The 14131-nt window shown below is 62.7% G+C and carries 3 protein-coding genes; 2 read left to right on the forward strand and 1 reads right to left on the reverse strand.

Annotated features, from left to right (window positions below; translation table 11 throughout):
• Nucleotides 1-302: 302 nt before the first annotated feature.
• Nucleotides 303-2243, forward strand: coding sequence for a sensor histidine kinase (locus A6A04_RS21780; protein WP_172822782.1), 1941 nt, complete (start codon nt 303-305; stop codon nt 2241-2243).
• On the opposite strand, the gene A6A04_RS14050 is transcribed toward A6A04_RS21780, so the two are convergent.
• On the reverse strand, nt 2224-2997 hold the full coding sequence (locus tag A6A04_RS14050) for a response regulator transcription factor (RefSeq protein ID WP_082914936.1): 774 nt from the start codon (nt 2995-2997) through the stop codon (nt 2224-2226). The genes A6A04_RS21780 and A6A04_RS14050 overlap by 20 nt on opposite strands.
• A 287-nt stretch (nt 2998-3284) precedes the next feature.
• On the opposite strand from A6A04_RS14050, the gene A6A04_RS14055 reads away from it, so the two are divergent.
• Nucleotides 3285-14131: DUF4347 domain-containing protein (locus A6A04_RS14055; protein WP_068493932.1), on the forward strand; the 10847-nt coding region annotated here is incomplete at its 3' end.

Below are 14131 nucleotides of genomic sequence, written 5' to 3' on the forward strand. Positions count from 1 at the left end.
CTCCGTCGCCCCTGGCCAGGCAACATCAACCATGCTTCACTAACATTCGATCTGGAGCCGCCATTGGGGGCCGGTCACGGTCATGATGGGGGATGAGGCGTGATATTGGTCGAATAGATCATTCGGCTTGCGGTAGGATGCTCATCTTCTCCAACAAGACGCCTTGCGGTCCAAATTGGGTTTGGACCAGAATGGCCTTGATACACGATTATCGGTCGTGATGACGCGTCGGGCTTTCCGAACCAGACATCCGAATCCGTTCGGCGACGCGAATGCAATAGCTATCGGCTCGACCAATGATCTTGAAATCCGGTCTGAATTTCTTCGTTGCCGCACTGCTGATCGTGGTATGGCTCGCCATGGCGCCGTGGGCACATGCCGCCCAAGGCGTCGTCGCCCTGACGGATGCGGTGGATCAGATCAGTTTGACGAGGCAGGTACTTCTCCTGCGAGATCCCTCAAGAGCATTGACCGTCGACGATGTGCGCGATCCCAATCGCGCGGGCATGTTTGCCTCCCCACCGGTCCCCATGGCCCTGGGATTCGACGATGCGGCATATTGGATGACGTTCCGCGCCGTCAACACCGGAACCAAGCCGGGGATGTGGCTTTTGGCGATTGGGCGTCCTTATCTGCAATTCGTCGATTTCTATGAATTCGGCGGCGGTTCCTTGCTGCGGTCCGTCAATACGGGCAGTTCTCGCCCGTTTGCGCAGCGCGAGATCGCCGACCGCTACTTCACTTTTTCCTTGGCGCTCGCCCCAGGCGAAGAACGTGAAATATATGTCCGCATTCAGACGGAAACATCATTTCGCCTTGAGGCGAATATATTGAGCATAAAGTCCGCGCTTTCGGGAGCATCAGCAGAAAACTTTGTCTATGGTATTATGTATTCGATCATTTTTATCTATGCCATAATTGGATTTTTTAATGGCATTCACATGGGCAGCGCGTCGCATACGTATTTCGGCATCAGCCAGGCTGCTTTCATGACTGTCTATGCACTCGTGCACGGATATGTTGGGCAATACATCGCGCCGAATATGGAGTTAGATGTAAATGTAATCGTAGCAATAGCTCATTCAATAGGGATTTCAGCTTATGCAATGATGTTTGGGCGATATATCGATGGTGGTCGTGGTCGAGTTATATATATTATTATATCGCTTGTATTCTTGCTGTATGCGGTCGTTAATCTGTTTTTCCCCGTCGTCCGGGTTGGGTATGCCATTCATCTTGCCGAGGCGGCGCTTTATATCTCGATTGTAATGCATGCCAGCATTCTGGCCGTCCGACGCAAGGATGCCAAATATGCCGTCATGGCGATGGCCTTTGCTCTTCCGGCGATCATCGTCGGGGTGCGTGTGTCCGCCATGCTTGGCATTTCCATGGTCGCCATCCGTCCCAATGTGAATTCCTATCTGGTAGGCATCGGGCATGTGTCGCAGGGTCTGTTCATGCTGGCCGGTCTTCGTGCCCAGTTGCGACAGCTGATCCGCGAGCGCGATCATGCCAGGGCGGCGCTGGCCGAGGCGGAGCAGAAAGCCGAACTGGAAAAGGCGGCCCGTCTTGGCCAGACCTTGTTCCTGTCCATGATGTCGCATGAGGCCCGCACACCCTTGTCCATCATCGACACGGCCGCCCAGATGATCCGACTGGGGGGCGAGGCTGTCGGTCCATCGACCCTGTCCAAGGTGGACAAGATTCGCCAGGCGGTGGCCCGTATCCTGTCCACCTTTGAGATGTGCACCCTGGAGGACGAGCTTCAACACGCCAATATGTCGCCCGACATGAGCTCCATGGACCTGGCCGCCCTGACGCGAAAAAACTGCGCCGAGATCCTGAGGCCCCAGTTCGATGGCCGCTTGCAACTATCGGTACCGGATGCCGCCCATGCCGTCACCGACGCCCGCTATTTCAGTGTCATCTTGTCCAACCTGACGGACAACGCCCTGAAATATTCGGATCAGCCCATCGAGGTCAGGATGAATGTCGAGGAGGACGACGTCGTCCTTTGCGTCGTCGATTCTGGCCCGGGCATGCGCCAGGACGACCTGCCGCGGATTTTTGAGCGCTATTGCCGCCTGCCAGAGACGGCGCATGTGGCGGGTACCGGCCTCGGCCTTCACATCGTGCGACAGTTGGCCGACAAGGTGGGGGCCCGCATCGCGGTGGAAAGTTCCGAGGGAATCGGCACAAGGGTGTTCGTGCGCTTTCCGCGCTCTAAGCCAGCGGCCCCTTGAAGGCGTAACCGACGCCACGAACCGAACGGATCGGTACGGGCTGGTTGGTTGTCGCCCCGACCTTGCGCCGCAGCCGATAAAGAGTGGTGTCCAGACCTTGGCGGTTCTCGACGGTCAAAGTCTTTCCCAACCTGGACAAGATGGTGGCAGCGGGGACCGGCTCGCCTCGGGAGGTCACCAGGGCCTCGATGACTGTATATTCCGCCGCGGTCAGTTCCGCGAACTCTCCATTGGGGGCGGTCAGCCGCCACAGGACGGTGTCCAGGGACCAGCTATTCGGCCGGGCGGCCGAATCCTGATGCGGTGGCGGGGTCAGCCGCCGCATCAGGGCCTCGATAGTGGCCAGAAGTTCAGCCAGATCCACCGGCTTCACCATATAAGCGTCGGCACCGCCCCGCAGTCCGGCGACGCGGTCGCTGACGGCGTTGCGGGCGGTCAGCATGATGACACCAACCTGCGAGTGTCGCCGTACTCGCTCGACGATGCGAAATCCGCTCTCTCCGGGCAGATTGACGTCGACGATCAGCAGATCGGCGGGGGCATCTTGCCAAACGGCATCGAATCTGAGGCCATTGCTTACGCCACGGGCGCGAAATCCCGCCGCCTCCAGGAAGTTGACAAACAACTCCCGAAGATCGGCTTCATCCTCAATGACGATGATATCCCGCTTCGTTGTCAGCCGAACCTCCAGAATGACAAGCAGTAAGCGCTGCTTAAAATATCGCCGACGCCTTGGCTTCACGATCTTCCGCAAGCATTGAAAAATCGGTGCTGGTGAATTCGTGTCGATAATTGAAGGTAAACCTAATTAATTGTCCAGGTCATGGCAACCTCGATTTTATAAAAATATGATCAAAGCCATGCCTGTTCATTGGGTTTGTATGACATATGTATTACGTAATGTGAGAAAGTGTCAGAATGTCTCAGTCTTCGTGCGTTGCGCTGTGGCGGTGTCTAATGCTCAAACTTGAGTATGGGATAGGGTGCTGAAGGTATAAAGAGATGAGGCGACGCCATCGTTCGAAGTTTCCGGGGCAGTCCATGATCATGGCGCTGGAACCCCGGGTCATGTTCGATGGTGCCGCGGTGGCCACCCTGGCCGAGCAGGCGGTGGACAAGACCGGCACGCAAGGCGGAAGCGATGTGGTGGTTGCCCCGGCGACTGTGCCCTCAGCACCGACCCCGGCGGCCCACAAGGAGGTCGCCTTCGTCGATGCCTCCGTCAGCGCATCCGATGTCCTGGCCAGCGGCCTGCGCCCCGGCATCGAAGTGGTGATGCTGGATGGCGCCGCCGATGGACTGGCCCAGATGGCCGACTGGGCTTCCACCCATCAGGGATACGACGCCATCCATATCCTGTCCCACGGCGCCGAAGGGGCGGTGGAACTGGGCTCGGCGGTGCTGGATCTCGCTGCCATCGAGACTCGCCAGGCGGAGCTGGCTGCCATCGCCACGGCCCTGTCGGCGGATGGCGACATCCTGCTCTATGGTTGCGACGTGGCGAAGGACAGTGCCGGTCTGGCCTTCCTGGGGGCGCTGTCCAACGGCACCGGTGCCGATATCGCCGCGTCGGACAACGTCACGGGTCAATCGGGCGACTGGGTGCTGGAACAATCGGTCGGCACCGTCGAGACCTCGGTTGCGGTGGCCGATGCGACAAAGACGGCCTATCAGAGTGATCTGGTGTTCGTCACCGCCGATTACGGCGCGTCGAATGAAATCTACGGAGACTCGATCACCGATGCCGATGGCAACACCTATGTCACGGGTGGGTATAACGGGGCCGCGCAGAAATTTCAGGGCATTACACTGCCGGCAGTGGCGGGATACGACGGTTATCTGGCGAAGATCGATGCCACGGGAACGGTGCTTTGGGCGAAAGGATTTGCAACAGCCGGCGGTGACATCGGCTACACGCTCGCCTTAGATAAAGATACAAACCAGGTTTATTGCTACAATGCATTAGGCGCAGCAGTAAATGGCATGCCCAGTGGCGCCACCATTACTGTGTGGTCGGCGAATGGCGACTATCTACGGTACATTAAATATCATCAGTTGTCCAGCAGCACCAATAATGTGACGGGGATGGCGGTGGCTGGAGGCTATCTCTACGTCACCGGCAACATGCAGAACACACAAGATTTCGATGCGGGCGCGGCGACGGTGGCCAGAACGCCCGTTGGAAGTAACGATATTTTCCTGGCGAAATACACGACCGCGGGCCAACTGGTTTGGGTCGATACCTTGGGCAGCGCAGGGTGGGACAACTCTGGACAGCTTGCCGTCGATGCCGCGGGAAATGTTTATGTTACGGGAACCTTTGCCGGGGCATGCGACTTCGATCCCAGCGCCAAGTCAGTCACCCTGACGCCGAACAACAACAACAAAACGGATGCCTTTCTCGCCAAATATGACGCGAACGGCGCCCTGGCGTGGGTAAATCAGATCGGCGGCACCAACGCCGATACGATCACGGCGGTGGTTGTTGATGGCAACGGCAATGTGACAGTCGGGGGCAGCTTCTCGGGCACCAATGCCGATTTCGACCCCGGTCCGGGGACGGCCATCAAGGCCAGCTCTGGAACGACATCGGATGCCTACCTTGCCCAGTATAATGCAAGTAACGGATCTTACAACTGGGTCTACACTTTCGGGATGCCTACTGCAATTGACACGGTGTCGGATATAGCATTGTCTTCTGACGGAAGCCTCCTTGTGACGGGCGCCGCAGGAAGTTATTCCAAAACAGTTGATTTCGACCCGTCGTCCGCAACCGTGTCGCCAACCAACAATGTCGGATGTGGCTTTGTTGCAAAGTACACGGTAGGCGGCGCGTTGACCTGGGTGCGCGGTTACGCGGCGCAGGGGAGCAATACCGCCAAGATTGCTGCCGATGGAAGTGACAGGATCTATCTGAGCTCAAGTTATCTGACGTCAGGCGGCGGTACGGATTTCGATCCGGGGGCGAAGTTCGGGACGTTGCTGCCCACGATCTCGGGGAGCTATAACGCCTACGCGGTGGTTCAGTACCAATCCGACGGTTGGATGTCGACGCCCAACACGCTGCCGACCTTTACCAGCACGACCGGATTGACCGTCGACGAGAACGCCACGGCTACCGATATCCGCGCGCTTGTGGCGGCATCGGATGTCGATGCCGGGCAGACACTGACCTGGGCCTTCAGTGCCCTGCATGGCACCATCACCGCATCGGCGGGCGCCAATCCCACGGCGACTTCCGGCGGCACCTCAATTCTACCGAGTGGCACCGTCACCTACACACCCAATGCGGGTTATGTGGGCACCGACACCATCTCGTGTGTCCTCGCGGATAATGTTCTCGTGTACGGGCAACAAGCCACGCGTTCAATTACGGTCACCGTCAACAACGTCGCGCCGATCATCACCCCAAATCAGGTCCTCAGCGTGAACGAGAACTCTGCCGCCGGCACGGTGGTCGGCACGGTGGCCCTGACCGGTGACACCAACGGCCATACCTACAGCCTAAGTAGCGGCAGCGCCTATTTCACCATCAACAGCGCCGGGCAGATCGCCGTCGCCACGGGCGGCGCCGGCCTGAATTACGAAACGAGGGCCCAGATCCCCATTACCGTCAATGTGCATGATGACGTAACCGGTGCGATTGTGACCGGCGACCTCACCGTCAATATCGCCGACGTGAACGAGGCGCCGGTCCTGATCGGGACCTGGGCGACCGGCACATTGAACGTCGTTGAAAACGCGACACCGGTCTTCATCGGCTATTACGTGCAAATTCGGGATCCCGATTTTGGCCAGACCCTGACCTGGAGCATCGTCAGCGGCCCTTCCAAGGGCACCCTGGCCGGCTTTCCCGCCACCACCTCCAGCGGCCCGCTGATGACCCCAACCGGCGTGACCTATCAGCCCACGGCCAACGCAGTGGGCGCCGACAGTTTCGTCATTCAGATATCCGACGGCACCTTGACCACCACGCGCACCGTCAATGTCGTCATCGGCAATACGCTGCCGGCGGCGTCCATGTCCGCCGTGGCGGGGGGCGTGGCCGAAAATGCGTCCATCGGCACCGTGGTGGGAACGGCGTCCAGCTCGGGCGACGCCAACGGTCTCAGCTATTCCATCGTCGGCGGCAATACGGGCAACGTTTTCGCCATCAACGCCACCACCGGCCAGGTAACGGTGGCCTCGGCCCTCGACTACGAAACCCTGTCGAGCTACAGCTTGACCATCCGCGTCACCGACGAAAGTGGTGCCACTGCCAACGGCACCATGGCCGTCGCCGTGACCGATGTGGCCGAAGGCCCCGCCAATTCTGTGCCCGCCGCCCAGACCCTGACCGAGGACGGCACGTTGGTGCTGTCCAAGGCCAATGGCAACGGTCTGGTGGTCAGCGATTCGCAAAATTCTCCCAGCCTGACCACCACCCTGTCGGTGGGCGCCGGCAAGGGCGTGCTGACGGTCACCTCGGGCTCGGGTGCCACGGTGACCGGCGACGGCACCAACTCGGTTCAGATCCAGGGCACCGCCGACCAGATCAATTCCGCCCTGGCGCGGGTGGTCTATGCGCCCACCGCCAACGGTTCGGGCAGCGGCTATGCCACCCTGACCATGGACACCACCAATGGCAGCGTCAGCGACAGCAAGACCGTCACCCTGAACGTGACGGCGGTGGCCGATACCCCCAGCATCACCAACGCGACCACCAAGCAGGAAGTTCAGTCCGCCAGCGGTCTGGTCCTGAGCCGCAACGGCGCCGACGGCGCCGAAGTGGGCTATTACCGCATCACCGGCATCACCGGCGGCACGCTGTACAAGAACGACGGCACCACCGTCATCGCCAACGATACATTCATCACCGCCGCCGAGGGCGCCGCCGGGCTGAAATTCACGCCCTCGGCCAACTCCACCGCCACCGGCAGCTTCCTGGCTCAGGCCGCCACCAGCGCCGATGTCTCGGGTCTGGGCGGCGATCCAATCAAGGCCACCATCACCGTTACCCCCGTGGACAAGGGGCCGGTGCTGACCCTGTCCTCGGGCAGCGTCGCCTTCGTCGAGGATTCCGGTTCGGTCTATGTGGATGCGGGACTGTCCTTGACCGATGTGGACGGCGGTACCATCCCCAGCGCCAGGGTTTCCATCGGCGGCTTCGTCGCGGGCGACACCTTGACCTGGACCAATTCCGGCGGCATCACCGGCAGCTATGACGGTGGCACCGGTGTGCTGACCCTCAGCGGCAACGCCACCGCCGATCAGTATCAGCAGGTGCTGCGCTCGGTGAAGTTCAGCGCCTCGGGCGATGCCCCCACGCTCGCCGACCGCTCCATCCAGATCGTCCTGGGCAGCAGCGTCAACTATCTGGCCTCGTCGGGGCATTGGTACGAAGTGGTGAACAGCAGCGGCATCACCTGGGATGCCGCCAAGACTGCCGCCGAAAGCCGCACCCTGATGGGGATGACCGGCTATCTGGCCACCATTACCTCCAGCGCCGAGAATGCCCTCCTCGGAGGCCTGATCAGTTCCGAAGCCTGGCTGGGCGGCTCGGACGCCACCAGCGAAGGCGTGTGGAAATGGGTCGGCGGCCCCGAGGCCGGGCAGCAGTTCTGGCAAGGTGGCGCCGCCGGTTCGGCGGTGGGCGGCGCCTATGTCAATTGGGGTGTTACCATGCCCGACAACGCCTGGGGCGGTCAGAACTATATGTGGCTGAGATCCACTGGCGCCCAGTGGGATGACGCACGGCCCAACGAGGACGCCGTGGTGGCGGCGGTGGGGGGCGGGACGAGCTACTACATCGTCGAATATGGCGGCATGACCGGCGACCCGACCCTGACGGCCAGCCGCACCATGACGGTGACGGCGGTCAACGACGCGCCGGTGAACACCCTGGCCAGCACGTCGGTTTCGGTGAACGAGGATGCGACGCTGACCTTCTCGGCGGGCAACGGTAACGCCATCACCGTGTCCGACCCCGACGGCAATGTCAGCCTTCGCACCACCCTGTCGGTCAATTCCGGCGTCCTGACCTTGGGGTCAACCAGCAACATCACCGTGACCGGCAACGGCAGCGGCGAGGTGGTGGTGACCGGGACGGCGGCCAACATCAATACCGCCCTCAGCGGCATGACCTATACGGGCAGACTGAATTTCAACGGCGTCGACAAGCTGACGGTCCTGACCTCCGACCAGGGCAATTCCGGCAGCGGTGGCGCCCTGACGGCCAATGGAATTGTCAGCATCACCGTCAATCCGGTCAATGATGCGCCATCCTTCACCGCCTTGGGCGGCGACGTCACCAGCGATGTCACCGTCCGGGACCGCAATACCGAGGTTGTGCTGCTGGACGCCAATGCAGGCCTGGCCGACGTGGATTTGGACGCGGGGAGTTGGAGCGGTGGCACCTTGACCCTGGCCCGCCAGGGCGGGGCCAACGCGGTGGATGTCTTCGGCGCCACTGGCACGCTGGCCCTTTCGGGCGGCAACGTGGTGCTGGGCGGCACCACGATTGGAACCTACGACCTGACCTCCACGCCCGGCCGGTTGGTCATCACCTTTGGTTCGGCGGCCAATGCCGCCAGCGTGGATCAGACGATCCGCCAGATCACCTATGGCTACAATGCCATTGCCGCCAACCAAAGCGATGTCGTCACCATCGCCTACAGCCTGGATGACGGCAATTCCGGCGGCCAAGGCAGCGGCGGCGCCCTGACCGCCAGCGGCTCGGTCAAGGTCAAGCTCGACAAGGTCTATGTGGCGCCTCAGTTCGATTCCGTTCCGGCGGCCAAGACCGTGGCCGAGGACGGCTCCCTGAGCTTCAGCGGCGACAGCTTTACCTTCCACGACGACAACGGCTCCGCCAGCGTCATTACCGAAAATGTGACGCTGACCGTCAGCAACGGTGCGCTGTCTTTGGGCTCGACCACCGGGCTGTCCGGACTGAGCGGAGTCGGCACGGCGACCCTGTCGTTCAGCGGCAAGAACGCGGACATCCAGGCGGCGATGTCCTCGCTGACCTACAGCCCCACCGCCAATTTCAACGGTGTCGACAGCTTGACCATGGTGGTGGCGAACCCGACCGCCAACGACCTGTCGGCGTCCAGTTCGGTCAAGATCACCGTCTCGGCGGTCAACGACGCTCCCACCTTCTCGGGTTTGAGCGGCAGTGTCTCGGCCAGGGAGCAGACCTCGGCGCTGCTGGCGGCCGAATCCCTGCTGGCCGATGTGGATCTGGATGCCGCCAACTGGAGCGGCGCGGTGCTGACCCTGGCCCGCCAGGGCGGCGCCGATGCCTCGGACAGCTTCACCGCCACCGGCACCCTGAGCCTCGCCGCGGGCACCGTCAGCCTGGGCGGCACCAATGTCGGCAGCTACACCAATGCCGGCGGGACCCTGGCCATCACCTTCGGCGCCAACGCCACGGCGGATCGCGTCGATCAGGTGCTGCAGCAGATCTCCTACACCAACACCAGCGACGCCCCGCCATCCTCGGTGGTCATCGCCTATGGTATCAATGACGGCAACAGCGCCGCTGGCCAGGGCACCGGCGGCGCGCTGACCGCCTCGGGATCGGTGACAGTCAACATCACCGCCATCAACGACGCGCCGGTGGTCACCGTGCCGGGAGCCAGGAGCGTCAACGAGGATACCGGACTCAGCCTGAGCGGCCTGGGCGTCGCCGATGCCGATTCCAGCGCAAACGCCGTGGACGTCACCCTGAAGGTGGCCAACGGCACCCTGTCGCTGGCATCGCTGTCCGGCCTGACCGTCACCAGCGGCAGCAACGGATCGGCGGCGATGGTGCTGCACGGTACGGCGGCCGACATCAATACCGCGCTGGGCGGCCTGACCTATCAGGGGAGGACCGATTTCAACGGCTCCGACCAACTGGTCGTCTCCGTGACGGACAACGGAAATTCGGGCGTCGGCACCAGCCTGAGCGATACCAAGACGGTGGATATCACCGTCAACGCTGTCAACGACGCGCCAACCCTGACGGTCCTGGCCGACACAAGCGCCACGGAACAGGGCGGGTCGATCAATCCGCTGAAATACGTGGATGTGGCCGACGTGGACGCGGTGTATTCCACCTCGCAACTGACGGTCAGCCTGGACAGCTACCGGGCCGGGGATACCCTGTCGGTTGGTGGCATCTTGGGCGTGACCTATAATTCCGGCACCGGGGCGGTCAGCTACGGCGGCACGCAGGTGGCCACCGCCGCTGGCGGCAACGGTCAGGCCCTGGTCATCAACTTCAACGGTTCCGCCGACGCGGTTTCGGTCAACATGGTGACCAAGGCCGTCACCTATGCCACCACCGGCGACAATCCGACCAATTACGGCGCCAATCCGACCCGGACGCTGACCGCCTCATTCTCCGACGGGGCGCTGGCGGCATCGCGGTCCTCGACCCTGACCATCAGCGCCGTCAACGACAAGCCGGTGGTCTCGGCCACCACCACCACCGCCACCTTCACCGAATCGGGTGCCGGCGGCACCGCCGTTGCGCTGCTGGCCGGGGTATCGCTGACCGACGCCGATGGTCAGTCCCTGAACGGCGGCAGTGTCACCGTCAAACTGGACTCCTATCGCAGCGGCGACATCCTGGCCATTTCCGCTGGCAACGGCATCACCGTGGCCAGCGGCACGGTCAGCTATAATGGCAGCGCCATCGGCACGGTCAGCGGCGGCGACGGCGCCGATCTGGTGATCTCGCTAACCTCGGCCAACGCCACCCCGGCAGCGACCCAGGCATTGCTGGGTCAGGTCACCTTCGCCAATACCGGCGACAATCCGTCGCTGAACGGCACCGACCTCAAGCGGATCGTCACCTTCGTCGTGGACGATGGCGGTAATACCGGCGCGTCCAGCGATTCGAAGGCGCAGCTTCAGTCGGTGGTTTCCATCGTCGCCGAGAACGACCGCCCGACCGTGGCGGCCAGTTCGGGCAGCGTTGTGTTCATCGCCGGCGGTTCCGCGGTGGTTGTCGATTCCGGCCTTACGCTGGCCGATCTGGACAACAACACCCTGACGCGGGCCGAAATCAGCATCGGCGCAGCACCCAACGGAGCGTCGGAAAGCCTGTCCTTGACTGCCGTCGCCCAGAGCGCGGCCACGGCTTCCGGCCTGACGGTCACGGCCTACAACGCCGGCACCCTCAAGCTGGTTATTACCGGAACCGCCGATCTGGCCAAGTACCAGGACGTGCTGCGCGGCGTGCAATATGCCAATAGCGCCGGCACGCCGGACAATACCGCGCGCTCCATCTCGTTCGTGGTGCGCGATGCCTCGGCCGACGGGGCGACGCAGGACAGCACCGCCGCCTCGCGCTCGGTGTCGTTCAACCTGCTGCCGACCGTGGCCAGTACCGGGATGACGGTGCAAGAAGGGGCCTCGGACACCACCATCACCACCGCCATGCTGCGGGTCAGCGACACCGAGACCTCGGCCACCGCATCGCTTGTCTATACGGTGACGACCCTGCCCACCGGCGGAACGTTGATGAAGGATGGCGTGCCCGTCATCCTCGGCAACACCTTCACCCAGGCCGATGTGGATGCCAACAAGATCACCTACACCCATTTGGGAGGCGAAGCCGCAAGCGATTCCTTCGGCTTCTCCTATACCGACAGCACCAGCACGGTCACCGGCGGCAGCTTTGCCATCACCGTAACCAATGTGAACGACGCTCCGGTCATGGCGACCGCCTCGCCGACCCTGGCGTCGATCACCGAGGACCAGCTCACTCCGGCGGGCACGCTGGTCTCCGCCCTGCTGGGGGCGTCGGTCACCGATCCCGATGCGGGGTCGGTCCAGGGCCTGGCGGTCGTGCAGTCCGGCGGCAACGGGACCTGGCAGTTCTCGACCGATGGCGGGACGACCTATACCGCATTCGCATCCTACTCGGTGGATACCGCGCTGCTGTTGCGGTCGACGGACAAGGTCCGCTTCATCCCCGACGGGCAGAATGCCACCACCGGCACCCTCACCTATTACGCCTGGGATCGCACCTCGGGTACGGCAGGCAACACCGCCGCCATCGTATCGGGGATTACCTGCGCCTTCTCGGGCAGCGCCAATACCGCCACCATCGCCGTGACGGCGGTCAACGATGCGCCGGCTTCGGCCGACGGAAGTCTTGCCGCCATCGACGAAGACAATGTTTCGTCTTCCGGCGCCACGGTTTCGTCGCTGGTTGGCACCGGCTTCACCGACATTGATAGCGGTGCCAGCCTGGGCGGCATCGCCATCACCGGCAATACCGCCAACGCCACCACCGAGGGCGTCTGGCAGTATTCCACCAACGGCACCAATTGGTTCGCCATCGGCGCGGTGGGCGACAATGCCACCGCCCTGGCGCTGTCCACGTCGTCCAGCCTGCGCTTCGTGCCGGTAGCCAATTACAACGGCACCCCCACTGGCCTGAGCTATCGCGTCATCGACAACAGCTTTGGCGGCACCTGGACCAGCGGTTCCACACGGGCGACCACCGACGCCTCCGCCAACGGCGGCACCAGCGCCTTGGGCAGCACCGCGCGGTCGATCTCCACCAGCGTCAATGCCGTCAATGACGTGCCGACCGTCACCGGCACCGCCACTCCCAGCATCTGGGACAGCGCCACGGCCACGCCGTTCTCGGCCGTCACCATTGCCGATGTGGAAAGCCAGACCCTGGTCGTCATTATCGACTTGCCGTCTAACAACCAGGGGGACATCAGCGATCCCTCGGGGACGGGCATTGCTGGTGCGAAGCAATTGACCTTCATCGGCACCGGCGCCGAGGTGACGGCTGCGATCCGGCAGGTCGTTTATACTCCCAGGGCCAATTCAGGACCGCCCGGCAGCCAGGACCAGGAGGTGATGACCATCACCGTGGTGGACGCCCAAAGTGGCTCGACCATTAGCCAGGACACGGTGGTCAGCATCACGGGCCTGAATGATCCGACCGTGACCAGCGCCACCATCGCCGACCATCAGGCGGTGAACACTGTGGACTATTCCATCCCAGCCAACGCGTTCATCGATCCTGACCCGCAGGTGATAAGCTACACCGTCACTCTGGCAGATGGGCGCCCGCTACCGTCGTGGCTGCGCTTCGACAGTAATACCCTGCGCTTCAGTGGAACCATTCCGGTCGGCACTTTCACTCATGCCATCAAGATCGTGGCGACGGACGGCACCACCAATGCCCAGCAAACCTTCACGCTGAACAGCAGCCGCAGTCCGGAACCGGTGTCGGCTCCACCGCCGCCGACCGCCGGGGCGACGCTGCCCATCGGGCCGCAAGGCGACAAGGCCGCCGGGCAAGGTGGGGGCGAAACCGGTACTGCCCCGCTCCAGACCGTGGTGCGAGATACCACGAAGAGCGACAAGCCCATCGGCTTGCAGACGGTGGTACGCGAAAACTCGGCGCCAAGCGGATTTACTCCGGCCAGCCTGGTTTCCACGGCGCCACGGGGCGATGCCGCCCCCCAGGCGGCTCAGACCGCTTTCGCGCCGGTCCTGACCGCGCCCACGGCGACCAGCTTCCAGGTGGTGGTGGCGGCCAAGGCGGCCGGGGCGCCCGACGCGCTGGTGGTCAATGCCCCGGTACGCGATACGGTGATCGCCGAGGGTAACCGCATCGCCGTGACCATTCCGGCGGATTCCTTCGCCAGCACCAAAGCCGATGCGACCGTGACCTTGGCGGCAACCCAACTCAACGGTGCCGCGCTTCCGGCTTGGATGGCTTTCAACCCGCAGACCGGCACCTTCGAGGGCCAGCCGCCGCCCGGTTTCCAGGGGGTGGTCGAGGTCCGGGTGGTCGCTCGCGACAACGAAGGCCGCGAGGCGGTGCAGACCTTCAAGATCGTGGTCGGCGAGGCCGGTCAGGGCAATGTGGCCCCGGCCGGGGGCGA

The organism is Paramagnetospirillum marisnigri (genome assembly GCF_001650715.1).
Lineage (GTDB): Bacteria > Pseudomonadota > Alphaproteobacteria > Rhodospirillales > Magnetospirillaceae > Phaeospirillum > Phaeospirillum marisnigri.